Genomic DNA, 24,699 nt, shown 5'->3' on the forward strand with positions numbered 1-24,699 from the left:
TTTGCGGGTTGCAATCCGGCTGTCACGCGCACAGGTCATGGTCAGCAAGCAGGTCGCTCGACCGCGTGTCATCTTAACGGGATAGCTGTCATGAGCATCAACCACGTCCGCCCCTGGCGGAACATCTACCGCCGCACATCACGTCAGATCATGGTCGGATCGGTGCCGGTGGGCGGCGGCGCGCCGATCAGCGTGCAGACGATGACCAACACGGTCACGACCGATATTCCCGGCACAATCGCACAGGTCCAGAAAGCGGCAGACGCAGGGGCCGATATCGTGCGTGTCTCTGTTCCTGACGAGGCGTCGGCCAAGGCGCTGAAAGAGATCGTGCGCGAAAGCCCTGTGCCCATCGTCGCGGACATCCACTTCCACTACCGTCGGGGGATCGAAGCGGCAGAAGCGGGCGCGGCCTGCCTGCGTATCAACCCCGGCAACATCGGCAGCCCGGAGCGGGTCCGCGAGGTGATCAAGGCGGCACGGGACCACAACTGCTCGATCCGCATCGGCGTGAACGCCGGGTCGCTGGAACGGCACCTGCTGGAGAAATACGGCGAGCCATGCCCCGACGCGATGGTGGAAAGCGGGCTGGATCATATCCGCATCCTTCAGGACAATGACTTCCACGAGTTCAAGATCAGCGTGAAGGCGTCCGACGTGTTCATGGCGGCTGCGGCCTACCAGCAACTGGCCGAGCAGACGGACGCCCCGATACATCTCGGTATCACCGAGGCGGGCGGGCTGGTTTCGGGCACCGTCAAAAGTGCCATCGGCCTCGGCAATCTTCTGTGGATGGGGATCGGCGACACGATCCGGGTTTCGCTCTCGGCGGACCCGGTTGAAGAAGTGAAGATCGGGTACGAGATCCTCAAGTCGCTCGGCCTGCGCCACCGGGGCGTCAACATCATCTCCTGCCCTTCCTGCGCGCGACAGGGTTTCGACGTCATCAAGACGGTGGAAACGCTGGAAAAGCGGCTGGAGCACATCAAGACCCCGATGTCGCTGTCGATCATCGGCTGCGTGGTGAACGGTCCAGGTGAGGCGTTGATGACCGACGTGGGTTTCACCGGCGGCGGCGCCGGGTCCGGCATGGTGTATCTGGCAGGCAAGGCCAGCCACAAGATGTCCAACGACCAGATGATCGACCACATCGTCGAAGAGGTCGAGAAGCGCGCCGAAGCCATCGAGAGCGGCGCAACCGAGGCGCAGGCGGCAGAGTGATCTTTGTCCCGGCGCCTCAAGGCGCCAGGTAATCCTCCAGGACGAAATCCGGCATGTGGCCCCGGATCAGCCTGTCGGGCATGACGTAGGCGGGCAGGGTGTCGAAATCCAGCTCCTCGAATAGCGCCTGCGCGCCGGGTTCGGACGTGTCCAAGACATGCATGCGCAAGCCAAGGCGTTCGACGACGGCCTGCAGCTCGGTCTCGGCGGTCATACATGTTTCGCAGCCCGGGCCGGTGAACAGGGCGATGGCGGCGGCCTCGCCGGTGCCAAAGAGCTGTGCCGCCCTTTCCTCGATCAGCAGAAGGTCGGCGTCCTTTTCCTCGCGATAGATGTCGACGGGGGGCGGTGCCACCAGCGCGCGCAGACGTTCCTCGGCGGTGGGGGCGAACTGGGCATGGACCGGCGCCGCCAGAAGCAGCGCCGGGATCAGCAGGTGTTTCACTCGGCGCGGCCCATGGCGACGATCTGCTCCATGGCTGCCAGCGGCGCGTATCCGCGCACCATCTCGTCTCCGAACACGAAAGAGGGTGTGCCGTTGATCTGCATGGCCTGCGCCAGGGCGCGGGTTTCGTTGATGCGGCGGGTGATCTCTTCGCTGCCCATCTCGGCCATGATCGCGTCTCCGTCCAGTCCGAGCGTATCGGCTACGCGCTTCAGAGCGGCTTCGGTCGGGTTGCCTTCGAGGGCGATCAGGGCGTCGTGCACCTGCCCGTATGCCTCGTCGCCCGCGACGATCTTCGTGGCGATGGCAAAGCGCGAGGAGATCGTGGAGGCGTCGCCGAGGATCGGGAACTCCTTGACGATCAGACGGATGTTGCCGTCGTTCTCCACCAGTTCGGTGACTTCCGGCTGTGCCTTGCGGCAATATCCGCAGCGGTAGTCCATGAACTCGACGATGGTGAAGTCGCCGTCGGGATTGCCGCCGACCCACGAATAGCCGTCGTCGATCAGCGCATCGCGGTGCGTCTCGACGAGGGTCTTGTCGTTCTGATCCTGCGCCGCGGCTTCCTGCTGTTCCAGCACCGCAACCGCATCCATGATGACCTGCGGGTTGTCCATCAGGTAGTCGCGCACGGCCTGACCGAACGCGGTCTTCTGGTCGTCGCTCATGGCACCGAAGTCGAGCGTGTCCTGTGCCGAGGCGGGGGCCGCGGCAAGGCACATCACGGCGGCGCCGGCTTTGAGAAGGGTTCGTGTCATGGGGCTCTCCGTTATGGTGTTGTCTCGTTATGCACTTACCGGCGCTTTGCCTGCTTGGCGGCACTTAGCACATCCTGCGCGCGCTGCCACGGGGCGGAACCGCGCGGCAGTTGATCGGCGGCGCGGCGCGCGTGCAATTCGGCATCCTCCAGCCGTCCAAGCAAGGCATACCGTTCCGCGGTCGCCAGCGAGGCCATCGCGTTGTTGCCGAGTTTCGCGTAGGTCACGCCGAGGTCGCGCAGCACGCCGGGGTCCGAGAAGTCGCGTCCTCGCGCAGCCTCCAGCGCCTTGAGCGCGCCACGCGGATCGCCCGCGGCCAACCGGGCGCGCCCCAGCCCGCCAAGGATCAGCGGTTCGCGCGGGGCGCGGCTGGCGGCCGCCTCGTAGACCTGAACGGCGGGACCGAACCGGCGGGATTCGAGCAGGATCTGGCCCTTGAGGTCCAGCAGGAACGGGTCCCCGGGCCGGGTCGCAATGGCGCCATCGATGGCGGCCAGCGCCTTCTTCAGGTTCGACTGACGGTGCCAGGCCACGGCTTCCTGCATCAGCCGCACGTCCTTGTAGGGCACAGACCCGCTGCGCCGCAGGGTCCAGGACGGCGCGCGCTTGAAGGCGCTCAGCTTGCCCCTGGCGCGGGCGAACCAGTATTCGCCTTCGGGCGAACGTTTGCCGGGACCGGCGGCGACGGCCAGCGCCTCCAAAGCGCGCAGGCGGTCGCGGGACAGCGGATGGGTGACTGCGTAGGGGTCGAGCCGGGATTCGGCGAGCGAGACCTGATTGGCGAAGATCCTGATGACCTCCACCGCGCCTTGCGGGTCGAGGCCCGCGCGCTTGAGGTATCTGATGGAAGCAATGTCGGCGGAGCTTTCCTCGGCCCTCGTGTGGCTGAAAAGGCGGCGTTGAGCGGAGCTTTGGGATCCGAAGGCGATGCCCGCGGCCAGACTGGGATCGGCGCCCGCCAATCCCGTGGCCAGGGCCAGCAGCATGCCCATCCCGGCGGCGCTGCGCGCGCTGCGCATGTTGCCCAGACGGCGCGTGATGTGTCCGTTGGCGATATGCGCGGCCTCATGCGCGATCACTGCCTGCAGCGCGGCGGCGCTCTCGACCTTCATGATAAGGCCCGAATGCAGGAAGATATGGCGGGCGTCGGCCACGAAAGCGTTGAGCGAATTGTCATCGAGCACGACGATCTGCACCTGGCTCGGGCTAAGACCGGCGGCTGTCAGGATCGGCGCAGCCAGTTGTCCCAACGCGTACTCCATATCCGCGTCGCGCAGGAAAGTCGCTGCGCGCACCGGCTGCGCCAGGAAAAGGGTCGCCGCAAGCAGCACGGCCATCGCTCGGGTTAGGATCATTGACGTCTCGCAGGTCGCAGCCGTAAGCCTCGGGTTCGAACGGCAGACTAGAGAGGCAGGCATGCGGAGTTCAAGACGCGGTGACGTCGATCCCTTTATCGTGATGGACGTCATGGAGGCGGCGCGCGCCCGCGAAGCGGAGGGAAAACGGGTGATCCACTTGGAGGTCGGCCAGCCCGGCACTCCGGCGCCACGCCATGCACGCGAGGCCCTGGGGCGTGCGCTGGAAAGCCATTCCCTGGGATATACCGTGGCGCTTGGCCTTCCGGAACTTCGCGCCCGCATCGCGCGGCTTTACGGCGAATGGTACGACCTCGACCTCGATCCGGGGCGCGTGGTGGTGACGTCCGGTTCGTCCGGCGGCTTCATCCTCGCCTTTACCGCGCTGTTCGACGCGGGCGAACGGGTGGCGCTCGGCGCGCCGGGTTACCCGTCCTACCGCCAGATCCTGAAGTCGCTTGACCTTGTGCCGCTGGAGGTGCAGACCGCCCCGGCCAACCGGTATCAACCTGTGCCCTCGGACCTGCGCGGGCAGGAGTTCGAAGGGCTGATGGTCGCCTCACCGGCCAATCCCACCGGGACCATGCTGGACCGGCAGGCGCTGTCGGAGCTGATCGATGTGACGGCAGAGAAAGGCGCGGCTTTCCTGTCGGACGAGATCTACCACGGCATCGAATACGACCGAAAGGCGGTCAGCGCGCTGGAGATTAGCGACGACGTTGTGGTCATCAACTCGTTCTCGAAGTTCTTTTCAATGACTGGGTGGCGGGTTGGCTGGCTGGTCGTGCCCGAAGACAATGTGCGGCAGGTGGAGCGGCTGGCGCAGAACCTTTTCATCTGTGCGCCCCATGCGGCGCAGGTCGCGGCGCTGGCTGCCATGGATGCGCAGGACGAAACCGAAGCCAACCTCGCCGTCTACACCCGGAACCGGGCGCTGATGATGACCGGCCTGCCGGACGCAGGATTTGACCGGATCGCGCCGCCGGACGGCGCGTTCTATGTCTACGCCGACGTCAGCGACCTGACCGATGACAGCCGCGCCTTTGCGCAGGAGATCCTCGACGGTGCGGGTGTCGCGGTAACGCCGGGGCTGGACTTCGACCCGCAGCGCGGCAGCGGCACGCTACGCTTTTCCTATGCGGGCAGCACGGCTGACATCGAGGAAGGGCTGGCGCGGCTCAAGGCGTTCATGGCACGGCGCGCATCGTGATCGCACGGGGCTGGGCGAAAGGCCGCGCACCTGCTAGATTTGGCCGCAACGAGAACCCGCAAAGCGGGCCCGCCAATCGGGAAAGAGCAGCCATGCACAGGATCTTCGCGTTTCTCATCGCCATGCTCTGCGTCGCGCCCGCAGCGGCGCAGCAGCAGGAGGAAAGCTCCGGCCTTGCGCGCTATGAGGGGGGCGGGTTCACCGACCGGCGGTTCGGCGGCACGACGGAACTGTCATTGGACCTGAGCCAGGGCGTGCCCTGGCGGCTGTTCACTGTCGCCGATCCGCTGCGGCTGGTCATCGACTTCCGCGAGGTCGACTGGGAGGGTGCCACACCGGGCGGTCTGGACGCCTCCAGGCGGATCGGCGCGGTGCGCGTGGGCAGTTTCCGACCCGGCTGGTCGCGCATGGTCGCCGACCTGGCAGAGCCGCTGTCGGTCGACACGGCAAGCCTCACGGTGTCAAAGGACGGTGGCAGCGCGCAGCTCACGGTCATCCTGTCGCCAACGGATGCGGCCTCCTTCGCGGCGAAGGCTGGCGTGCCGCGCGATCCGGGCTGGGATCAGCTGCGACCCAAGGCGCGCCGCCCGGCGCCGCAAGCGCCCGGTGCGCCGCTGATCATCGTGCTGGACCCGGGGCATGGCGGCATCGACCCGGGCGCGGAACGGGCAGGGGTTAAGGAAGCCGACCTCGTCCTGCAGTTCGGACGTGAACTCAGGGACGTGTTGCTGCGCTCCGGGAATTACGATGTGCGGCTGACGCGGAATTCAGACGTTTTCGTATCGCTCGAAGGCCGTGTCGCGGCGGCGCATGACGCGGGCGCCGACGTTTTCATCTCGCTCCACGCCGATGCGCTGGAGGGCGGCGGCGCGAAGGGGGCGGCGGTCTACACACTGGCGGAAGACGCCTCGGACGCGGCCTCCGCCGCGCTGGCAGAACGGCACGACAGGGACGATCTCCTGTCCGGCATCGACCTGTCCGGGTCCGACGACCGCGTGGCGCAGGTGCTGCTGGACCTCGCACGCCAGGACAACACCCCGCGCAGCCAGGCACTGGCGAAGAACCTCGTCGCGGGGATCCGCAACAACGATGGCAAGGTCCACAAGGACCCATTGCGGCAAGCGGCCTTTTCGGTTCTGAAATCCGCGGACATCCCTTCGGTACTGGTGGAACTCGGGTTCCTGTCCTCCCAGCAGGATCTGATGAACCTGCAGGATCCGGCGTGGCGCGCGGGCATGGCGGCGGGTATCCGCGACGGGCTGGCCCAATGGCTGATCGAGGACAAGGCCCTGTCGCGCCTGCGCCGGCAATAACACGCGCATTCAAAAGCTTGGGCGGAGCGGCGCTGTTCGCAACAGGGATGTGTTTTGACCGGCGCTGCGTTACAGTATATGCGACGGTTTGAAATCGAGCACTTGCCACAAGGGGCCACGCGTGACGCGGTTCATCTTCTCTTTCTTCGGCGGCATTTTCGCAGTGGTGACCATGGGCACCATGATGATCGCGCTGACCATCGGCGCGATCTTCTGGATGTATGGGCGGGACCTGCCCAGCCACGAACACCTGGCGCAATACACGCCGCCGACGATCAGCCGGATCTACTCGCAAGAGGGCCGCGTGATCGACGAGTTCGCGCAGGAACGTCGGCTTTTTACGCCTGCGAACGAGATCCCAGACCTCGTGAAGAACGCGTTCATCTCGGCCGAGGACAAGAACTTCTACACGCACCAGGGCTATGACGTGCGCGGCATCGTTGCGGCGGGCGTACAGGCTGTGCAGTCCGGCGGGCGCGATGTGCGCGGCGCCTCGACGATCACGCAGCAGGTGATGAAGAACTTCCTCCTGTCCGGTGACCGCCGGGCAGAGCGGAAGATCAAGGAGATCATCCTCGCTTCACGCGTGGAGGGGGCGCTCGACAAGGACAAGATCCTTGAGCTGTACCTGAACGAGATCTTCCTCGGGCAGAACTCCTTCGGTGTGACCGCCGCGGCCCAGACCTATTTCAACAAGACCCTGTCCGAGCTTGAGCCGCATGAGGCCGCCATGCTCGCCTCCATGCCGAAGGCGCCTTCCGACTATCATCCGGTGCGCCGGAAGGAGCGGCTGACCCAGCGCCGCGACTTCGTTCTGAAGGAGATGTACGAGAACGGCTACATCGACAAGGCGACGTACGAGCACGAGGTCAAGCAACCGCTGCGCTCCGTTCAGAACGGCGACTTCGAACCCTACAACCAGGCGCTGCCGCCGCGGGATTACTTCACCGATGAAATCCGCCGCCAGTTGAGCCGCGACTTCGGCGAAGATCAGTTCTTTTCCGGCGGTTATTCCGTCCGCGCGACGCTCGACCCTGAGATGCAGACCGAGGCGGCCCATGCGCTCCAGCGTGCGCTGGAGCAGTATGACCGGGGGCTGGGCCGCTGGCGCGGCACCGGCAAGAAAATCGATGCGGGTCTGCTGGGGGATGAGGCGGCCTGGCGCGAGGCGCTGGCCGGGGTGCGCGTGACGCGCGATGTCACGCTGGAAAGCAAATGGCGCGTGGCCGTTGTCCGCGAGGTGCGCGAGAACTCTCTGCTGATCGGGATCGAGGATGTGCCGCTGGACGACCCGCGGGGCATGGAAGTGCCGCGTTCGGACACCGATTGGTTCACCGGCAACCTGTTCGAGAACTTCGAGCCGGGCGATGTGATCCACGTGCGCGAGATGACGGAGGACGCTTCCGGCAACTTCATCCGCTGGACGCTGCGGCAGGTGCCGAAGGTGCAGGGCGGGTTCATGGCGATGGACGTGAACACCGGGCGCGTGATCGCGATGCAGGGCGGGTTCAGCTATCAGAACTCCGTCTTCAACCGCGCGACACAGGCGAAACGTCAGCCGGGGTCCTCGTTCAAGCCGTTCGTCTACGCGGCGGCGCTGGACAGCGGCTATACGCCGGCGACCATCGTGGTCGACGCGCCGATCGAGATCGACACGCCGCAGGGCGTCTGGCGTCCGAAGAACGCGTCGAACCAGTTCTACGGTCCGACCCCTTTGCGCACCGGGATCGAACGGTCGCGGAACCTGATGACCATCCGCCTCGCGCAGGAGGTCGGTATGGACGTCGTTGCGAATTATGCCGAAAAGTTCGGGGTTTACGACAACATGGGCCGGGTTCTGGCCAACGCGCTCGGCGCCGATGAGACGACGTTGATGCGGATGATCTCGGCCTATGCGATGTTCGCCAACGGCGGCGAACGGGTGGAACCCACGCTGGTCGACCGGGTGCAGGATCGCTACGGCAACACGGTCTACAGCCATGATGCCGCGCAGGGGAACCGGCGGGTCTGTGTGGACTGTGCCGACCCGAACATTCCGCCGGGGCGGAGCCCGCGGATCGTCAATGACCGGGAGCGGATCATGGACGCGATCACCGCCTACCAGCTGACCTCGATGATGCAGGGCGTGGTCGAGCGCGGGACGGCGTCGCGCACGGTAAACCTGCCGGTGCCCACGGCGGGCAAGACCGGCACGACCAACGATGCGAAGGACGTCTGGTTCATCGGCTTCACCTCGAACATCGTGGCGGGCTGCTACATCGGCTACGACCAGCCGCGCAGCCTGGGCCGTGGCGCGTCGGGCGGCGGGTTCTGTGGCCCGGTGTTCACCCAGTTCATGCAGAAGGCCGTCAAGAAATACGGCGGCGGACCCTTCAAGGTCCCGGAAACATGCAACTTTGTGAACATCGACCGTTTCTCGGGCGCGCGTCTTGGCGCGGGCGCATCGGGTCCGAACGTCGTGGCCGAGTGTTTCCGTGAGGACGATCTGCTGAACGGTGTCTGGGGCATTCAGCTGGACGGCGGCTTTGCGATTTCCGGCAGTTTCGACCTGATCCGCCCCGAAGGCGGGTCGGTCGCGCGGGAGGTTACGACATCGACCGGCCGCAAGGCCGTGGTGGGTCCGAAGGCCGGGTTCGGCACGCTGTCGTCGGGCGGCCTGTACTGAGGGATCGCAGGCGACACGCTTAACCCTTCGGGTTGGGCATCCGGGTAAACGGAGCGCGCGTTGGGGTTAACCCGGCGCGCGCTTCGCCTATCTGGGGGTGTCGAAACCCGCACTACAGGGGGATTCATCCGATCTTTACGACGATGACCGCGCCGTTACCGGTGAACCGGCCGGTTCGACCCCTCCAACCGGCCGGTTGGTAACCTTTTGCCGAGGCCCGCGCGTGACGCAGCGTCAGAAAGGATTAATCCGTCAGAATTCAACTTCGAGCTCGACGATGGCTTCGGGTTCGGCCAGCGCGGCATCGGTCCATTCGCGCATCAGGTCCCAGCCGAGGACATGATCGGCATAGGTCTGAAGCGTCGTGTCGAGCGCGACGGAGTAGGTGCGGAACCGGGTGCAGACCGGCGCGTACATTGCATCGGCCACGGTCGGCCTTTCCCCGAACAGGAACGGCCCGCTGCCGGTATCCAGGCATTCTTGCCAGATCGTCTTGACCCGCTCGATGTCGGGACGCGCGCCCGAGAAGACCTTGAACGCGGCGTGCCGCGACTTCAGGTTCATCGGCAGCGCGGAGCGCAGGTTGTGGAAACCGGAGTGCATCTCGCCCGAGATGGCCCGGCAATGCGCGCGATGCACCGGATCTTCGGGGAAAAGGCCGGCTTTCGGGAAAGTCTCGTTCAGGTACTCGGCGATGGCGAGCGTGTCCCAGACCGCGATCTTGCCGTGTTCCAGCCGTGGAACGCGGACCGATGGCGACAGCAGCAGCAGTTCCTGCCGGTTGTCGGCATCGTCAGGGTCGACCGGCGCTTCCGCAAAGTCGATTCCCGACATCTTGCAGAGCAGCCAGCCACGCAGCGACCAGGAGGAATAGTTTTTCGATGAAATCGTAAGCGTGGCGTCGGCCATGGTCTCCCCCCTGTCGCGGCAGTGCAGCGAATTCGCATTTTGTTGTCGCACTGCGGCGGGGGGCTGACTAGCGTTTTGTGAGCAGACAGAGGCAGGGAACGCCATGCAGTATGCCATCTACCAAGGTTTCGATGATTTTTTCGCCCCTTTGCGAACGTCCGCCCTGATGGGCCTGTCATTTGGAGGGGAAAGGGCCGGGGCCTTTGCACCGATGCTGCGACGCAACATGGCCTCCCTCGAAATGCTGTCGCGGTTCAAGCTGAGCCATGAACGGCCGCCCTACGGGATCCGGTCGGTGACCATCGACAACCGCACGGTGCCGGTGACGGAGGAGGTGGTCTGCGATCTGCCTTACGGGCAGCTTCTGCACTTCAAGCGCGAGGTCGACACGCCGCAGCCGAAGGTGCTGGTGGTGGCGCCGCTGTCGGGGCATTTCGCGACCCTGCTGGCCGGGACGGTGAAGGTCATGCTGCGCGACCACGACGTCTATATCACCGACTGGAAGAACGCCCGCGACGTGCCCCGCAGCGCGGGCAAGTTCGGTGTCGAGGATTATGTGGAGTACGTGATCCGCTTCATGGAAGAGATCGGGCCGGGCGGGCATGTCCTTGCGGTGTGCCAGCCCTGTGTACAGGCGCTGGCGGCGGTGGCGATCATGTCGGAGGACCGCAACCCAGCGACGCCGCTGTCGATGACACTGATGGCGGGGCCGGTGGATGTGCGCGAAAGTCCCACCGGAGTGAACGAACTGGCCTTCGGCAAGCCGCTGTCGTGGTTCCGGAATAACGTGATCGCCTCGGTGCCGTTCAGGTATCCCGGGGCGGGGCGGCGGGTCTATCCGGGGTTCCTTCAGCTTACCGCCTTCATGACGATGAACATGGACAGGCACATGGCACAGCACAAGCGCATGTACCAGTTGCTGGCCGATGGCGACACGGAGGAGGCGGCGAAGATCAAGGATTTCTATGACGAGTACTTCGCCGTGCTGGATCTGACCGAAGAGTTCTACATCGAGACGATCGACCGGGTGTTCCAGCAGGCGCAGCTTGCCCGGGGCGAGATGACCTACAGGGGCCGAAGGGTGAACCCGGCGGCGATCCGGCACACGGCGCTTCTGACCGTCGAGGGGGGGCGCGACGACATCTGCGGGCTGGGCCAGACGAGTGCAGCGCATGACCTGTGTGCGTCCTTGCGTCCGCATCTGAAGCGCCATCACTTGCAGGCCAACGTGGGCCATTACGGCGTCTTCAATGGCCGCCGCTGGGAAAAGGAGATCTACCCGGTGGTGCGCAACACGATCCTTGCGACGCTTTAGGTTTCCGCCAGCAGCGCAGTGAGAAGGCCGGGCTCCGGGTCGGCTTCGGGCCGAGCGCGTTGCGATGCAATGGGCGCATTTTGTCGCCCACCCGGCGCGCCTGCGGCGCGGGCGCCGGGGATGCGGACCATGTGCGGGCTGTCACACGCCAGCATCGGCCGGGCGCTCGCTGCCGCGTTCCCGGCGTGACCGGCGGGCCAGAGCTTCGGGATGGCGCGGGCGTGGGCTGTGCGGATCTCGTAGGGCCGAACGCCGTCGTCCGCGAGGGGCGTTTCCAGACGTCGTTCCACCCCATTCCCCACCTTGCCCGTCCTCCGGCCCCTTGGTATCACGCGGGGCCTGAGAGTACGAGGAGTCCCCCATGCGCGCCGAAGCCCAGAACCACGTGGAGAAGATCGAGAAGTCGCTTGATCTGCTCAAGCAACGGCTTGGCTGGGAGACGGCGCAGCACCGGCTGGAAGAGTTCAACGCGCGGGTCGAGGACCCGAACCTCTGGGACAACCCCGAAGCGGCGCAGAAGCTGATGCGCGACCGGCAGTCGCTGGTCGATGCGCTCGAGTCCTACACGTCGCTCAAGCAGGAGCTTGAGGACCAGGTCGAGCTGATCGAACTGGGCGAGATGGAGGAGGACGCGGAGGTCGTCGCTGACGCCGAGGCGGCGCTGAAGGCGCTGGTCGAGACCTCTGCCAAGAAAGAGCTGGAGGCGCTTCTGGACGGAGAGACCGACGGCAACGACGCGTTTCTCGAAATCAAGGCGGGCGCGGGCGGCACGGAGGCCTGCGACTGGGCCAACATGCTGGCGCGGATGTACGTCCGCTGGGCGGAGAAGCGCGGCTTTGAGGTCGACCTGCAGGAAGAGCAGGCGGGCGCCGAGGCGGGCATCAAGTCGGCGACCTACCAGATCAAGGGAAAGAACGCCTACGGCTGGCTGAAGTCCGAGAGCGGCACGCACCGGCTGGTCCGGATCTCGCCCTTCGGGAAGGGCACGCGCGAAACGTCATTTGCGGCCGTCGGTGCCTATCCGGTGATCGACGACAACATCGAGGTGACGGTGAACCCCGCCGATATCCGGATCGACACCTTCCGGTCGTCGGGCGCGGGCGGTCAGCACGTGAACACCACCGACTCTGCCGTGCGGATCACCCACCATCCCACGGGTATCGTCGTGACGTCGTCGGAGAAATCGCAGCACCAGAACCGTGACATCGCCATGAAGGCGCTGAAGTCGCGTCTCTACCAGCTTGAACTCGACCGTCGGAACGCCGAGGTGAACGCGCTGCACGAGGCCAAGGGCGATGCCGGCTGGGGCAACCAGATCCGGTCCTACGTGCTGCAGCCGTACCAGATGGTGAAGGACCTGCGCACCCAGTACGAGACGGCGGACACGCAGGGCGTTCTGGACGGCGACCTCGATCCGTTCATGGAAGCGACGCTGGCGCTACAGGTGTCGGGCAAGAGCCGGGCCGACGCGCGCGGCGAGGACTGACGTCCGGACGGATCGCGATGTGACCGGGCGGAGGGGCGGAGAATCTCCGCCCTACGGCACCGCGCGCGGGCGGGCATGTCCCCGCGACGAAATAATCACGGCGTCCGGCGGCGGATGGCGCGCGAGACGGCCCGTTCCGTCAGATCAGCGTTTCATAGAAGCCGCGCCATGCAGGCGGTTCGGGATGGTCGGCCCGGACACGGGCCTGGTGGTCCACGCTCTGCGCCCTGTACCACGACATGAAGCCCGACATCGCGGTTTCCCCGCCGGAGGTGTGCCACGCGATGCTGCCCCTCGGCACATCGGGGCATATTTTCCAGGGCGGTTCGTCGTAGACTTGGCGCGGAGCCGGCATCCTGTCCGACAGCTCCGTCAGTGCGGCGCGCAGCCGGGCGAAACCGTCCGGGCGCCGGACCAGCGCGGGAACGTCGATGTTGCGAATCCTGCCGTCGTCGCCACGCCGGATCGGGTCGGGTGCGTGTGTCATGAAGGGTCCTCCCACAGCCAATGGTAGATCACAGGCGTAGAAGTAAAACGTTAATAAGAGACGAATCTTGTCCGTCGGCAACATATCGCCTTTAGTGAATGCCACCGCGCGCAACGGGATTGACCCCAAGGAGGAGAGGCCATGCCCGACACACCGAAACCCGGCGTTCCCGAACTGGGGCCCGTATCCGCCGACATGCTGCGCGAGGCGCTGCGGCGCGGCTGGCGCGACCTGTGCCGTGCCCCCGGTTTCGCGCTGGTCTTTGCCGGGCCTTACGTGATGGCGGGCTGGCTGATGGCCTGGGTCACTTGGATCACCGGGCAGAGCTACTGGCTGGTCTTCGCCGCCATCGGCTTTCCGCTGATCGCCCCCTTCGCAGCGGTCGGGTTCTACGACGTGAGCCGGCGGCTGGAGGAGGGCCGGCCGCTGGACTGGATGCAGATTTCCAGCGTGATCGTGCGGCAGTCGAAACGGCAGCTGCCGTCGATCAGCGCGGTGATCCTCGTGATCTTCCTGTTCTGGTTCTTCCTCGCCCACATGATCTTTGCCCTGTTTCTGGGGCTGGCGCCGATGACCAACGTGTCCTCGTCCTACGACATCTTCCTGACGCCCAACGGGCTGACCATGCTGGCGGTGGGCACTGGCATCGGGGCGGGATTCGCAGCGCTTCTATTCATGATCACCGTGCTGGCGCTGCCGATGCTGCTTGACCGCGAGATCGACTTCGTGACGGCGATGATCGCTTCGTTCGGCTATGTCCAGCGCGAGCCGGTGGCCATGTTCGGCTGGGCGGCATTCATCGCGGCCACCACATTCGTGGCCATGCTGCCGGCGTTTCTGGGTCTGTTGATCGTTCTGCCGGTGCTGGGCCACGCCACGTGGCACCTGTACGACATGCTGGCCTACGGCACCCGGCGCGGCCTCGTGTCCACTGCCGAGGCGGTGGGAATGCGCTGAGCCTGCGCAATTCGGAAGGTCAGGACCGCTGGCTGGCGCGCTATGGCTGGCGGGCGGTAATTGGAACTGGTGGTTGGACCGGCGGAGCGTGGTCCTGCCGGTCAGAAAAAGGTCTCGCCCACTTTCAGCAGGTTGCGGTGATAGGGCACGAGATCCTCGGCCTTGCAGAACCCGGCGTTGCGCGCGGCGGGCAGGACCTCTTTCAGGTTGCTGCCGAGGTGTTCGTAGACAAGACGTTCGACGCGCCGGCCGGCGATGTTCTCGCGCACGGTGCGGGTGACGTAGCCGACCCAGAAGTTGTTCTCGAACGTCGGAACGCGGGCAAGGTAGTTGAAGGAGGTGGTGGTCGCCCCCTTGCGGCTGACCAGCGCCGCGATGCCGTCTTCCTGCGGGATCACCGTGCCGCGGAATTCGCGGTTGCGCGGCTCGACCGAGAGGCCCTGCGCGCGCATGGCGTCCTTGGCCTCGAACCCCTTGAGGAAGGTGCCGCCCCGGTTGCGGAAGACGTAGATCACGCCCTGTACGAACGCCTTGTCATCCATGAAGCTGCGACGGGTGAAGCGGTAGAAGCCGGAGGGGAAATCCTCTTCCGGGACGGGGCGCGCGGTGCCGCCGAGGTATTCCGCCACGGCCGGGTTCAGCAGCACGCTGTTGTCCGTCGCCACGACTCGTTCCACCGGTTCCAGAAGGATGCGTGCATCCACGCCGAAGTACGAGCAGATGCGATGCAGCACATCGGGCCGGGGGAAGCTCTCTCCGGCGAGATACCTGTTGTACTGTGTCCGGTTTATGCCGAGCTCCCGACACAAAGCAGAGATTGACGAGGCCTGTTGCGACAACTGACGCAGGTTGTCACCCAGCATATTGCGCAATTCTGCCGGAGAGGGGCTGCGTGGACGCATCTTGCCGCCATCCTTATTCATAGATATTCTCGTTATCGTTGAGTGGTAGCATTGAATTACTACCTATTGGAAGATATGACCACAAGCTGTTGCTTGATCTGACTCTAGTTGGCGTCACATGTGATGCTTACTAGAGGCATAACTGCCGGTTCACGGCACAAAAATCAAGAAGCCGACGCCGAAAAAGACGTGTTCTGTCCGAATGGTTTCCGGCACGGTGATAACGAAACCATCAGCAGGTGTGGCGTGATGCAAGAAAGTATGTACGGAGTCGTTCTTTGGGCGGATGCCAGCGATACGAAGGCAGTGATCTGGTGTGAGGATCACGGCAATCTGGCGTATTATACTGCAGCCGAGGAACACATCCACGAAGGCCCCACGCTCGATGCGGGCGACCTGATTCAATTCGAACTGTGCGAGTGCGCGGATTTCCGGCGAGCGGACAACCCCAAACGCGTAGGGCAGGGCTATGCGCCCGAACTGGCACGGAACCTGCGCGGACGGGCGTCGGATGTCGTGTCGCCGCGTCCCGAGCCGCGACGGGCCACGGGAGGCGACAACGTCGTGCCGTTCCCCGGCGTCCTGATCTGATCTTTCCGCACTGACCACCTGACGCAAAAGGCGCGCCCGATGAGGCGCGCCTTTGGTGTTTCAGGAAGGGGCGACCGGCTCAGGCGCCGGCGCCGCGTGCCAGGGCGGCGACACCGGTGCGGGCGATCTCGATCAGGCCCAGCGGGCGCATGAGGTCGGCGAAGGCGTCGATCTTGTCCGGCGCGCCGGTCAGCTGGAAGACGAAGCTTTCCAGCGTCGAATCCACCACCTGGGCGCGGAAGATGTCGGCAAGGCGCAGTGCCTCGACGCGCTTGTCGCCGGTGCTTTTGACCTTGAAAAGCGCCAGTTCACGCTCCACCGAGGAGCCTTCGACCGTCAGGTCGTGCACCTCGTGGACCGGCACGATACGGCCCAGTTGCGCCTTGATCTGTTCGATTACCTGGGGCGTGCCCTTGGTGACGATGGTGATGCGCGACAGGTGGCCCTGATGGTCGACTTCCGCAACCGTGAGGCTTTCGATGTTGTAGCCGCGGCCCGAGAACAGGCCGATGACACGCGCCAGCACGCCGGGCTCGTTTTCCACGAGGACGGCGAGCGTGTGCGTCTCTGTCACGTCCGAAAAGTTCGGGCGCAGGTTGTAGGCGGAGTGCTTCGAGGAGCCTTTTTTGATCTTCAGGGCAGACATGGTGCAGGCCTTTCTCAGAGGTGTTCAGGGGCTGGGGCCGGGGCATCATAGCCCAGCCGGTGTATCCAGGGGGTCAGAAGCGGCATGACCGGTTCGAGACGGTCGGCATAGCGGTGCCACCGCCCTTCGGCATTGCGGTTGAGCGCCGCGCCGACCTGCCGGTAACTGGCGGTGCGCACGTGGGTGCGCAGGTTCTGGCGGTGATCGGTCATGGCCTCGTGCCAGTCGAGACCGAGAAGGTCCAGCACGGGGCCAAGCGCCTCGCGCGGATCGGCGATCAGCGTTTCGTAGCGTAGCGTGACGCGGGAAAGCGCCAGCCGGTCCGCCGCATCGTGCCAAAGCGTCATCGCCCGGTCGTAGGCGATGGCGGTGCTTTCCAGTGTCAGGAAGCTGTTGGTCGCCGGATTGGCGCCGAAGTTCTGCATGAAGGCGCTGAGTACCACGTCGCACGGATGGCGCTGCACAAATATGTGGCGGGCATTGGGGAAATGGCGGGCGATCACCGCTGCCTCGATCAGGTCGAGCGGCATCCGGTCGATGGCGGTGCGGTGTCCAAGCGGGCCACCGATTCGGGTCTCGAAGGCGGTGCGGTAGGCGGCACGGCGTGTCGCCCGGGCCTGTGCGTCGAGCGCGTCGAGGGCTTCGGCCTCTGCGTGCGGGGGGATGTCGCGGCGCAAGATCAGGGAAAAGCCCTGCTCTTCGGTGATGGCAACCTGCGGGTGGCCGCGCAGGAAGGCGTCGGCCAGCGTGGTGCCGGAACGTGGGAACCCCAGAAGGAAGGCGGGCGTCCAGCCGTCGTCGTCCTCCGCAGCGGCGGGCCAGGGTCCCGGTGCGGGGGCGGCCAGCCTGGCGGCGAGCATGTCGAGGTATGGCGGCGTGCCGGTCAGCTTGCGCAGGCGGGCCTGCACCTCGTTCATCCGGGTGAAGGCGGCGAATGCCTCGTCGGGACGGTTCAGCACGTCCAGCGCCCGGCCGCGCGTGGCGGCAAGCTGGGCACGGCTGCGCGGGTCCAGCCGGGCCTCGTCGATGGTGTCGAGCGTGGTGAGCGCATCGGCCATTGCGCCGCGCCGGACCTGAGCCATACCCCTGAGAAGCGCGAGGGCAGGGCTGTCGGTCCCCGCATCATCGGCGGCGGCAAGTGCTGAGTCGAGCGCGTCGAGACGGCCCAGCCGTTCCAGCGCGACGCACAGTTCGGCATGGGCGGCGGCATCCGCCGGTTCGGCCTTTGTGGCGGTGCGCAGGTGGTCCAGCCCCTCCTCGGTGCGGTCCAGCGCCATGAGCGCGCGGCCCAGGGCGAAGTGGCCGCCCGCGCCATCCGGCGCGGCGTCGAGGGCAGCGCGCGCGGCCTCTTCACCGGCGTCGGGCTGACCGCTTTCCGTCAGCAGGACGGACATGTTCACGTAAGAGTCGGGCAGGGCCGGGTCGTGCCGGATGCCGTGGTCGAAGGCCTTGAGGGCGTCGTTCTCGCGTCCCAGCGCCTTCAGCGCGACGCCCACGGCGTTGGCGGCTTCGCCCAGCAGTGGCTGCGCCTTCAGGAGCGGGCCGCCGGTCGCCAGAACCCGGGCCCAGTCGGCGGCGGCAAAGCTCTTGTGCATCTGCTTCAGCGCGGTGCGCTGGTCGGGCGTCAGGCGCAGGGGCGGACGGGCGTCAGGGCCGAGGCTGGACAGCATCCGACGCGCCTCGGCGTCGCGGCTGTTGCGCAGCAGGTGCGCCCTGAGGAGCGCCCCGGCCCGGTCGCGCGTCCCGGACGCCACCAGTGCCCGCGCCTCGGCCAGCACCGGAACCGGGCGGACGGCGGAGGGACCTTTGCGGCCTGAAGGGATGGACGCGGGCGTCATGGAGGGCTCTGGGACGGTTGACGGAAAGGGAAGGCCCGACGCAAACGCGGGGGGCCGTGTGTCAGGGGCCGGCCGCGCTGGCGACCGGCCCCTTCGATGGATCACACCATCACCGCGCCTTTGCCGGCGATGGCGTTGGTGGCCTTGGCGTCGCCGAGCAGCATCTTGTTGTGCGGCTCGCCCGAGGGGATCATCGGGAAGCAGTTCTCGTGCTTCTCCACCAGGCAGTCGAAGACCACCGGTCCGTCGTAGTTGATCATCTCCATGATCGCGTCGTCGAGATCGGCGGGATCGGAGATCGAGATGCCCTTGCAGCCGAAGGCCTCCGCCAGCTTCACGAAGTCGGGCAGCGATTCCGACCACGAGTGGGAGTATCGCTCTCCGTGGAGGAGCTGCTGCCACTGGCGGACCATGCCGAGGCGCTCGTTGTTGAGGATGAACTGCTTGACCGGCAGGCGGTACTGCGACGCGGTGCCGAGTTCCTGCATGTTCATCAGCCACGAGGCTTCGCCCGCCACGTTGACCACGAGGCTTTCGGGATGCGCCATCTGCACACCGATGGAGGCCGGGAAGCCGTAGCCCATCGTGCCGAGGCCACCGGAGGTCATCCAGCGGTTCGGGTCCTCGAAGCCGAGGAACTGCGCGGCCCACATCTGGTGCTGGCCCACCTCGGTGCAGATGTAGCGGTCCATGCCCTTGGTGAGCTCTTCGAGACGCTGCAGCGCGTACTGCGGTTTGATCGTCTTGTCGGAGTTCTTGTAGGACAGGCAGTTGACCTTCTTCCACTCGTCGATGCGCTTCCACCACTTGGCCAGTGCCTCGCGGTTGATCTTGCGGCCGCGCGACTTCCACAGCGCCAGCACGTCCTCAAGGACATGGGCGATGTCGCCGACGATCGGGATGTCGGTCTTGATGACCTTGTTGATCGAGGACGGGTCGATGTCGACGTGCACCTTGCGGCTGTCCGGGCTGAACGCGTCGATGCGGCCGGTGATCCGGTCGTCGAAGCGCGCGCCGAGGTTGATCATCAGGTCGCAGCCGTGCATCGCGAGGTTGGCCTCGTAAAGCCCGTGCATCCCCAGCATCCCGAGCCACGCCTTGCCCGACGCGGGGTACGCGCCGAGACCCATCAGCGTGGAGGTGATCGGGAAGCCGGTGGCCTCCACCAGTTCGCGCAGCAGTTGCGAAGCTGCCGGGCCGGAGTTGATCACGCCGCCGCCGGTGTAGAACACCGGCTTCTCGGCGGTTTCGATGGCCTCGACCAGATCCTCGATCATCTCCATGTCGCCCTTGACCTGCGGCTGGTAATGCCGGGTCGAGACCGAGGGTTTCGGCTGGTAGGCGGCGGAGGCGAACTGAACGTCCTTCGGAATGTCGATCAGCACCGGGCCGGGGCGGCCGGCGGTGGCGACGTGGAAGGCCTCGTGGATGGTGGCGGACAGGCGCTCTGTCTCTTTCACCAGCCAGTTGTGTTTCGTGCAGGGGCGGGTGATGCCGACGGTGTCGGCCTCCTGGAAGGCGTCGGAGCCGATCATGAACGTGGGCACCTGGCCGGTGAGCACAACGAGCGGGATCGAGTCCATGAGCGCGTCGGTCAGGCCGGTCACGGCGTTCGTGGCGCCGGGGCCAGAGGTCACGAGCACGACACCGGGCTTGCCGGTCGAGCGTGCGTAGCCCTCGGCCATGTGCACCGCGCCCTGTTCGTGACGCACCAGAACGTGACGGATGTCGTTCTGCTGGAAGATCTCGTCATAAATCGGTAGAACCGCACCGCCCGGGTAGCCGAATACGACTTCCACGCCCTGATCCTTGAGGGCCTGGACCACCATTTTCGCTCCGGTCATCTGACGTGTCATAACTGTCTCCGATCTTGACACTTGGGCGGGATTGCCCGGGTTCGGTCTTGGTCGCGCCACGTGGGCAGCGGGCAAAAAAAAGCCCCCGTTCGGCTGACGGGGGCGCATGGGGACCTGGTAGGGTGTCCGCGTTAGCGGCCCATGCGCCTTTCTCCTACGATGACTACTAGAGTGATCATGCCAGAGGCTCCTTCTTGCGCCGGCAGTTGTATGAGCCGTGCGCCGGGCCGTCAACCGCAGAAAGCCTTGGGAAGGGGGATTTCGGACAGGTAATTTTCCATTTGTTGCGCCACGGAGGGCGTTCTTGGAACTTTCATCACCGGTGTTGCGCGCTATTTGAGCGGAGATGCGCCGATATCCTGTCTTGCGGAGCAGATGTGCATCTTCGCAGAGGTGTCGGCATCAAGGCGCTTGCAATGTGACTGCGGCCAAGGGTTTCAATGGTTTGCCGGATGAATTTTCGGTGCGTCATGGGGTGCAGTGCCGATTCTGCAACATTTCTGCTCAAATTCGTGAGTTGATCGGAAGAACGCTTTGCCGCACTGTCGGGTCAGGCGGCATCGAAGAGCGCCGAGCAGATCCGAGGGATTTTCAGCGATGACTCGTAATGTCTTCTACCGCGATTTCACCCTTTGCAAGGCGGCGGCCCTGGTTGGGTTGATCGGGGCGGCACTGGTGTTGGGCGGCGTACCCAAGGCGGAGCCCGACATGGCCGAAGCGGCGGACATTCAAACGGTGCTGTTGATCCCGGCGGTTCTGTCCGCTCCAGACCTCGGTTGCGATCCGCATGAGACTGGCGTCAACCTCTGACGCAAGAACTACCCAAGGCACGTTACCTCAACCGGCTCCTTCGGGAGCCGGTTTTTTTTGGCAGGTGTGGTGCAGGCGGGTGCGGTGCAGGCCGCGAGGGTCCGGTCGGCGGCGTCAGAAGTTGACGCCCGTGCCCTGAAGGACGCCGTGTTCCAGCGCGTAGCGGGTCAGACCGGCCGTGGTCGCGATGCCCAGCTTGCGCTTGATGTTCTTGCGATGGGTTTCCACCGTGCGCACGGAGATGTCGAGCGCGACGGCCACTTCCTTGTTGGACTTGCCCTGCGCCAGTTGCAGCAGGATGGTCTGTTCGCGGTTGGTCAGCGGGTCGCGGCCGCCGGTGTTGATCGGGGTCAGCGCCCCCGACGCGCCGGTGCAAAGATATCGCTCGCCCCGCATCACGGCGTCGATGGCATGCTTGATCTCGTCGGTGGGCACGTCCTTCAGCACATAGCCCCGCGCCCCGTGGGTCAACGCGGTCGAGATGTATTCCGGCGTGTCGTGCATCGACAGGACCAGGATGCGCGTGTCCGGTGCGCGTTCGAGGATCATCTCGGTCGCCGACAGTCCGCCGAGGCCCGGCATGTTCAGGTCCATGAGGATGACGTCGGGGTTCAGCTCGTCCAGCCGGTCGATCATCGACTGCCCGTCCGACAGCGTCGCCACGACCGAGATGTCGTCGTAGCTGTCCAGGATGGCTTCGATGCCTTCGGCCACCAGCGGGTGGTCGTCGACGATGGTCACGCGCGTCGTCATCCTTTGGTCTTCCGTTTGGGCGCGCCTTCTTCCGGCGGCAGCAGGTGCGAGAGGGGGACCTGTGCCTCTACCACGGTCCCGGTGCGCGAGGAAAGCACCCTGAGCGTGCCGCCGAGCTGATCCATCCGCTCCTGCATGTTTCTCAGGCCGATTCCGGTGGTCGGGCGGCCGCGGTCGCCGAGCCCGCATCCGTTGTCGGAAACACGCAACGTGGCACCGGAGCGGTGGCCGCGCAGGTCGATGGACACTTCGGTCGCGCCGGAGTGGCGTTCGGCGTTGGTCAGCGCCTCCTGCGCGATACGGTAGAGCGCGATCTTGGCGTCCTGCGACAGGCGGTTGCGGAAGACCACCGTTTCGAACTGCGTGTCGATGCCGGTGCGGGTGCGGAAATCGTCGGTGAGTGCCTTGATCGCCGGACCGAGGCCGAGGTCGTCCAGCACGCCGGGCCGCAGATCGCGCGAGATGCGCCGCACCTCGGTGATCGCGCGTGACAGGTTGTCTGCGCCCTTGGCCAGCGATTCCTCGGCGCGCGGGTCGCCGGAGGACACCCGGCGGCGGGCGACGTCGAGTGCGTATTTCACCCCCACGAGGATCTGGCTGATGCCGTCGTGCAGTTCGCGGGCGACACGGCCACGCTCATCCTCCTGCGCGTCGAGCACGCGCTGGGTCAGATGCTTGAGCTTGGTGTCGGCAAGGCGGCGTTCGCGGATGTTGATGAGCAGCCCGGAAATGAAGACCAGCAGCAGCGCCGAAAGGGTGATGGCGCCGATCCATAAAAAGGTGCGTTGGACGCGCGCCTCCACCTCGGCCCGGGCGGCGGCGACGGTCTGCCGTACGTCGTCGATGAAGACGCCGGTGCCCACCGCCCAACGCCACGAGGGGAAGGAGGTGACATAGGTGATCATCCGCGCGTCCTCGCCCGTGGAGGGCTTGGGCCAGAGGTGTTCGACGTACCCCGCGCCGGCGCGCGCGGTGTTGATGAACTCCTGCACCACCGCCGTGCCTTCGCCGTCGCGCATCTCCCACTGGTTGGTGTTGATGATCTCGGTCTGGCGGGGCGAGACGAGGTTCGTTCCGTCGTAGTCGTAGACGAAGAAAAAGCCGTCGTCGCCGTAGATCATCGCCGCGAGGATCTGCATGACCTGCCGCTTGGCGTCCTCGTCGTCGGGCGGGGCGGAGCCGTAGATGAAATAGAAGCCGTTCCGGGCCTGCGTGACATAGTTCCTGAGTTCGCGCTTCTTCGCCTCGATCAACTGGGTTTCGAGGCCGCGGATCTCCCGGTCGGCCAGTATGCTCGACTGTCCCGCCACCAGCAACGCGATGGCGGACACCGCCAGAATCAGCGGCAGGGAGGCCAGCAGGAAGAGTTTCTGACCGTAAGAGAGGCGGAGGCGTTGCATCGGGCCCATGGCGCAATGAAAGCAGAGCATCGGGCCGGGGAAAAGGGCCATCGGTGAAGCGCGGGGCAGGGCGGCGGCGTTTACGGCTTCCGGTCGGGGGCGCCGCGGACTAGCCTTCGGGCAGATCGGCAGGAGGTACATGACATGGCGGGCGCATTGATCCGGGAAAACCGCAACTACCGGCTGCTGTTTTCGGCCAGCGCTGTGTCGAACCTCGGCGACGGAATCGGCATGGTGGCGCTGCCGTGGCTCGCGACGCTTCTGACACAGGACGCGGTGCTGATCGCCGCCGTGGCCACGGCGCAGCGTTTGCCGTGGACGTTGTTCGCGCTGCCCGCCGGCGTCTGGACGGACCGGGCCGACCGGCGGCTCTTGATGGTCCGCGCCGATCTGGTGCGGGTGGTGCTGATGGCGCTGACGCTCGGCATGGTGCTGGCGCCGGTGCAGGCGGGCGGCATCTGGGCGCTGGCGCTCATCGCGTTCCTTTTCGGCACGGCGGAGGTCATCCGTGACAACGCGGCGCAGACGATGCTGCCTTCGATCGTCCCACACGAGGCGCTTGAGCGCGCCAACGGCCAGATGTGGAGCGCCGAGCAGGTCACCGGGCAGTTCATCGGACCGCCGCTGGCCGGGGTGCTGATCGCCTCGTCCATCGCGCTGCCCTTCGGGGCGGACGCGTCGTTTTATGCGCTGTCGGCGGCGCTGGTCTGGCTGATCGCCCTGCCACCCAAGCGCGGCGGCGGCGAGATGGCCCGCTTTTGGCCCGCGCTGGTGGAGGGGCTGTCGTGGATGCGCGCGAAACCGACCGTGCTGCGTCTGGCGGTCATGCTGGGCATCATCAATGCGGTCTTCATCGGCGGCATGACGGTGCTGGTCCTTTACGCGCAGGAGGTGCTTGGCCTGTCCTCGGCGGGTTACGGCATCCTTCTGACACTGGGCGCCTGCGGCGGAGTGCTGGGCGGTTTGGCGGCGCCACGCGTCGCGGCGTGGCTGGGCATGCGCGCGGCGCTGCTGGTGGCGCTCGTCCTCTTCGTGACGGTGCACCTGATGCTGGGACTCTTCGCCTCGCCCGTGGTGGCGGGGCTAGCGCTGTTCACCGAGGCGCTCGGCGGCATGTTGTGGAATGTGGTCACGGTGAGCTATCGTCAGCGGCTGATCCCGGACACGCTGCTGGGACGGGTGAATTCGGTCTACCGTTTCCTTGGCTGGGGCGCGATGCCGCTGGGGGCGATGGGGGCCGGGGCGCTGGTGTCGGTGCTTGAGCCGACCCTTGGCCGGACGGCGGCGCTGCATGCGCCCTATCTGCTGGGCGCGTCGGTCAGCGCGGGGCTGCTGGTCTACGCGCTGGCACGGCTGCGGTTCGACTGACCGCCACGGTGCCAGCGGCAGCGAGAGGGTGATTGTGCCGGGCGCGCCATCGCCGTGAGAGGTTATATCGTAACCGCAGTCCTCCGGCAGGTGGCGCATGGCCAACCCGTGCCGGATCGCCATGATGCCGCCGTGTATGACGAGCCAATTTACGATGGCGCGGAGGGGGCGGTCGGGGGGGCGGTTGGCGCCGACGCTTATATGGCCGCGCTGCCGGAAAGGTGGCCGGCCGCCACCGGGGAGATGAGCAATGGCGGCCGGTCGTTCCCGCCGCGCGTCGTGCGACGGCTGGAAGTGCCCACAGGCACGCGCCGCCCTGTGAGTGGTGGGCGTTGCGGCATACCCCGGTCCAGACGTCGAAGGGGAAGCGGAGGCTGGACCGGAAGCACGCCGCGGCGGCGTGTGCGGCGGGGC

Annotated in this window: 22 protein-coding genes; 10 read left to right on the forward strand and 12 right to left on the reverse strand. The window is 65.8% G+C overall.

The genetic code is table 11. The features are described from left to right. The first annotated feature begins 90 nt into the window (after positions 1–90). Positions 91–1,221, forward strand: coding sequence for a flavodoxin-dependent (E)-4-hydroxy-3-methylbut-2-enyl-diphosphate synthase (gene ispG, locus ABFK29_RS11435; protein ID WP_005858068.1), 1,131 nt, complete (start codon positions 91–93; stop codon positions 1,219–1,221). 16 nt (positions 1,222–1,237) lie between these two features. Here the strand turns inward: ispG and ABFK29_RS11440 are convergent, their stop codons facing one another. From ABFK29_RS11440 to ABFK29_RS11450, 3 genes are read right to left on the reverse strand one after another with little or no spacing between them, the layout of a single operon-like run. Further along, entirely contained in the window at positions 1,238–1,666 is a 429-nt protein-coding gene (locus ABFK29_RS11440) for a hypothetical protein (protein ID WP_005858070.1), read from the reverse strand. After that, on the reverse strand, positions 1,663–2,424 hold the full coding sequence (locus ABFK29_RS11445) for a DsbA family protein (RefSeq protein WP_040604397.1): 762 nt from the start codon (positions 2,422–2,424) through the stop codon (positions 1,663–1,665). Before ABFK29_RS11445 ends, ABFK29_RS11440 begins: the two co-directional genes overlap by 4 nt. A 35-nt stretch (positions 2,425–2,459) precedes the next feature. Then, positions 2,460–3,779, reverse strand: a complete 1,320-nt coding sequence (locus ABFK29_RS11450; protein ID WP_040604398.1) for a M48 family metalloprotease — start codon at positions 3,777–3,779, stop codon at positions 2,460–2,462. Between the two features lie 61 nt (positions 3,780–3,840). Here ABFK29_RS11450 and ABFK29_RS11455 point away from each other — a divergent pair, with 61 nt between their 5' ends. The 3 genes from ABFK29_RS11455 to ABFK29_RS11465 all read left to right on the forward strand — a co-directional run bounded on the left by ABFK29_RS11455 (position 3,841) and on the right by ABFK29_RS11465 (position 8,967). Continuing rightward, positions 3,841–4,989, forward strand: a complete 1,149-nt coding sequence (locus tag ABFK29_RS11455; RefSeq protein WP_040604399.1) for a pyridoxal phosphate-dependent aminotransferase — start codon at positions 3,841–3,843, stop codon at positions 4,987–4,989. A gap of 92 nt (positions 4,990–5,081) precedes the next feature. Continuing rightward, entirely contained in the window at positions 5,082–6,302 is a 1,221-nt protein-coding gene (locus ABFK29_RS11460; RefSeq protein ID WP_005858078.1) for an N-acetylmuramoyl-L-alanine amidase, read from the forward strand. Positions 6,303–6,423: 121 nt separating this feature from the next. Then, a complete protein-coding gene (locus tag ABFK29_RS11465) occupies positions 6,424–8,967 on the forward strand; it encodes a penicillin-binding protein 1A (RefSeq protein ID WP_005858080.1) in 2,544 nt (847 codons plus the stop codon). Between the two features lie 252 nt (positions 8,968–9,219). Here the strand turns inward: ABFK29_RS11465 and ABFK29_RS11470 are convergent, their stop codons facing one another. Further along, positions 9,220–9,876, reverse strand: a complete 657-nt coding sequence (locus ABFK29_RS11470) for a glutathione S-transferase family protein (protein WP_005858082.1) — start codon at positions 9,874–9,876, stop codon at positions 9,220–9,222. Between the two features lie 166 nt (positions 9,877–10,042). Between ABFK29_RS11470 and ABFK29_RS11475 the strand changes: the two genes are divergently transcribed. Continuing rightward, on the forward strand, positions 10,043–11,191 hold the full coding sequence (locus ABFK29_RS11475) for a polyhydroxyalkanoate depolymerase (protein ID WP_430459345.1): 1,149 nt from the start codon (positions 10,043–10,045) through the stop codon (positions 11,189–11,191). On the opposite strand, the gene ABFK29_RS11480 is transcribed toward ABFK29_RS11475, so the two are convergent. Then, complete coding sequence (locus ABFK29_RS11480; protein ID WP_157136442.1) at positions 11,188–11,481, reverse strand: hypothetical protein; 294 nt, start codon at positions 11,479–11,481, stop codon at positions 11,188–11,190. The two genes, ABFK29_RS11475 and ABFK29_RS11480, sit on opposite strands and share 4 nt — an antisense overlap. 71 nt (positions 11,482–11,552) lie before the next feature. Here ABFK29_RS11480 and prfB point away from each other — a divergent pair, with 71 nt between their 5' ends. After that, the gene (prfB, locus tag ABFK29_RS11485) at positions 11,553–12,677 is read left to right on the forward strand and encodes a peptide chain release factor 2 (RefSeq protein WP_005858086.1); all 1,125 of its coding nucleotides are present in this window, start codon (positions 11,553–11,555) and stop codon (positions 12,675–12,677) included. A gap of 139 nt (positions 12,678–12,816) precedes the next feature. Here prfB and ABFK29_RS11490 read toward each other — a convergent pair whose 3' ends face one another. After that, entirely contained in the window at positions 12,817–13,164 is a 348-nt protein-coding gene (locus ABFK29_RS11490) for a hypothetical protein (RefSeq protein ID WP_005858088.1), read from the reverse strand. A 141-nt stretch (positions 13,165–13,305) separates the two neighbouring features. Between ABFK29_RS11490 and ABFK29_RS11495 the strand changes: the two genes are divergently transcribed. Next, the gene (locus tag ABFK29_RS11495) at positions 13,306–14,121 is read left to right on the forward strand and encodes a DUF2189 domain-containing protein (RefSeq protein WP_005858090.1); all 816 of its coding nucleotides are present in this window, start codon (positions 13,306–13,308) and stop codon (positions 14,119–14,121) included. A 101-nt stretch (positions 14,122–14,222) separates the two neighbouring features. Here ABFK29_RS11495 and ABFK29_RS11500 read toward each other — a convergent pair whose 3' ends face one another. Next, positions 14,223–15,044: a helix-turn-helix domain-containing protein gene (locus tag ABFK29_RS11500; protein WP_232281540.1), complete on the reverse strand. Its 822-nt coding sequence runs from the start codon at positions 15,042–15,044 to the stop codon at positions 14,223–14,225. A 228-nt stretch (positions 15,045–15,272) separates the two neighbouring features. Here ABFK29_RS11500 and ABFK29_RS11505 point away from each other — a divergent pair, with 228 nt between their 5' ends. Next, positions 15,273–15,614, forward strand: a complete 342-nt coding sequence (locus ABFK29_RS11505) for a hypothetical protein (protein ID WP_005858094.1) — start codon at positions 15,273–15,275, stop codon at positions 15,612–15,614. A gap of 79 nt (positions 15,615–15,693) precedes the next feature. Here the strand turns inward: ABFK29_RS11505 and ilvN are convergent, their stop codons facing one another. The 3 genes from ilvN to ABFK29_RS11520 form a co-directional block, all read right to left on the reverse strand. Then, positions 15,694–16,260: an acetolactate synthase small subunit gene (gene ilvN / locus ABFK29_RS11510; protein WP_005858096.1), complete on the reverse strand. Its 567-nt coding sequence runs from the start codon at positions 16,258–16,260 to the stop codon at positions 15,694–15,696. 14 nt (positions 16,261–16,274) lie between these two features. After that, complete coding sequence (locus tag ABFK29_RS11515; RefSeq protein ID WP_005858098.1) at positions 16,275–18,098, reverse strand: tetratricopeptide repeat-containing sulfotransferase family protein; 1,824 nt, start codon at positions 18,096–18,098, stop codon at positions 16,275–16,277. A gap of 101 nt (positions 18,099–18,199) precedes the next feature. Beyond that, positions 18,200–19,954 (reverse strand): acetolactate synthase 3 large subunit, encoded by a 1,755-nt coding sequence (locus ABFK29_RS11520; RefSeq protein ID WP_005858100.1) that lies wholly within the window; start codon positions 19,952–19,954, stop codon positions 18,200–18,202. A gap of 597 nt (positions 19,955–20,551) precedes the next feature. On the opposite strand from ABFK29_RS11520, the gene ABFK29_RS11525 reads away from it, so the two are divergent. After that, the gene (locus ABFK29_RS11525) at positions 20,552–20,764 is read left to right on the forward strand and encodes a hypothetical protein (RefSeq protein ID WP_005858102.1); all 213 of its coding nucleotides are present in this window, start codon (positions 20,552–20,554) and stop codon (positions 20,762–20,764) included. Positions 20,765–20,878: 114 nt separating this feature from the next. Here ABFK29_RS11525 and ABFK29_RS11530 read toward each other — a convergent pair whose 3' ends face one another. Both ABFK29_RS11530 and ABFK29_RS11535 read right to left on the reverse strand, forming a co-directional pair. Further along, a complete protein-coding gene (locus ABFK29_RS11530; protein WP_005858104.1) occupies positions 20,879–21,517 on the reverse strand; it encodes a response regulator transcription factor in 639 nt (212 codons plus the stop codon). Then, complete coding sequence (locus ABFK29_RS11535; RefSeq protein ID WP_005858106.1) at positions 21,514–22,926, reverse strand: cache domain-containing protein; 1,413 nt, start codon at positions 22,924–22,926, stop codon at positions 21,514–21,516. The genes ABFK29_RS11530 and ABFK29_RS11535 overlap by 4 nt, the downstream gene beginning before the upstream one ends. 135 nt (positions 22,927–23,061) lie before the next feature. Here ABFK29_RS11535 and ABFK29_RS11540 point away from each other — a divergent pair, with 135 nt between their 5' ends. Continuing rightward, positions 23,062–24,285 (forward strand): MFS transporter, encoded by a 1,224-nt coding sequence (locus tag ABFK29_RS11540; protein WP_005858108.1) that lies wholly within the window; start codon positions 23,062–23,064, stop codon positions 24,283–24,285. Positions 24,286–24,699 lie beyond the last annotated feature (414 nt).

This window comes from Sagittula stellata E-37 (assembly GCF_039724765.1).
Classification (GTDB): domain Bacteria; phylum Pseudomonadota; class Alphaproteobacteria; order Rhodobacterales; family Rhodobacteraceae; genus Sagittula; species Sagittula stellata.

Coding starts and splice junctions, on each gene's coding strand:
- ispG (WP_005858068.1), top strand. CDS start 91: ATGAGCATCAACCACGTCCGCCCCTGGCGGAACATCTACCGCCGCACA.
- ABFK29_RS11445 (WP_040604397.1), bottom strand. CDS start 2,424: ATGACACGAACCCTTCTCAAAGCCGGCGCCGCCGTGATGTGCCTTGCC.
- ABFK29_RS11450 (WP_040604398.1), bottom strand. CDS start 3,779: ATGATCCTAACCCGAGCGATGGCCGTGCTGCTTGCGGCGACCCTTTTC.
- ABFK29_RS11455 (WP_040604399.1), top strand. CDS start 3,841: ATGCGGAGTTCAAGACGCGGTGACGTCGATCCCTTTATCGTGATGGAC.
- ABFK29_RS11460 (WP_005858078.1), top strand. CDS start 5,082: ATGCACAGGATCTTCGCGTTTCTCATCGCCATGCTCTGCGTCGCGCCC.
- ABFK29_RS11470 (WP_005858082.1), bottom strand. CDS start 9,876: ATGGCCGACGCCACGCTTACGATTTCATCGAAAAACTATTCCTCCTGG.
- ABFK29_RS11475 (WP_430459345.1), top strand. CDS start 10,043: ATGGGCCTGTCATTTGGAGGGGAAAGGGCCGGGGCCTTTGCACCGATG.
- prfB (WP_005858086.1), top strand. CDS start 11,553: ATGCGCGCCGAAGCCCAGAACCACGTGGAGAAGATCGAGAAGTCGCTT.
- ABFK29_RS11490 (WP_005858088.1), bottom strand. CDS start 13,164: ATGACACACGCACCCGACCCGATCCGGCGTGGCGACGACGGCAGGATT.
- ABFK29_RS11495 (WP_005858090.1), top strand. CDS start 13,306: ATGCCCGACACACCGAAACCCGGCGTTCCCGAACTGGGGCCCGTATCC.
- ABFK29_RS11500 (WP_232281540.1), bottom strand. CDS start 15,044: ATGAATAAGGATGGCGGCAAGATGCGTCCACGCAGCCCCTCTCCGGCA.
- ABFK29_RS11505 (WP_005858094.1), top strand. CDS start 15,273: ATGCAAGAAAGTATGTACGGAGTCGTTCTTTGGGCGGATGCCAGCGAT.
- ilvN (WP_005858096.1), bottom strand. CDS start 16,260: ATGTCTGCCCTGAAGATCAAAAAAGGCTCCTCGAAGCACTCCGCCTAC.
- ABFK29_RS11515 (WP_005858098.1), bottom strand. CDS start 18,098: ATGACGCCCGCGTCCATCCCTTCAGGCCGCAAAGGTCCCTCCGCCGTC.
- ABFK29_RS11520 (WP_005858100.1), bottom strand. CDS start 19,954: ATGACACGTCAGATGACCGGAGCGAAAATGGTGGTCCAGGCCCTCAAG.
- ABFK29_RS11525 (WP_005858102.1), top strand. CDS start 20,552: ATGACTCGTAATGTCTTCTACCGCGATTTCACCCTTTGCAAGGCGGCG.
- ABFK29_RS11530 (WP_005858104.1), bottom strand. CDS start 21,517: ATGACGACGCGCGTGACCATCGTCGACGACCACCCGCTGGTGGCCGAA.
- ABFK29_RS11535 (WP_005858106.1), bottom strand. CDS start 22,926: ATGGGCCCGATGCAACGCCTCCGCCTCTCTTACGGTCAGAAACTCTTC.
- ABFK29_RS11540 (WP_005858108.1), top strand. CDS start 23,062: ATGGCGGGCGCATTGATCCGGGAAAACCGCAACTACCGGCTGCTGTTT.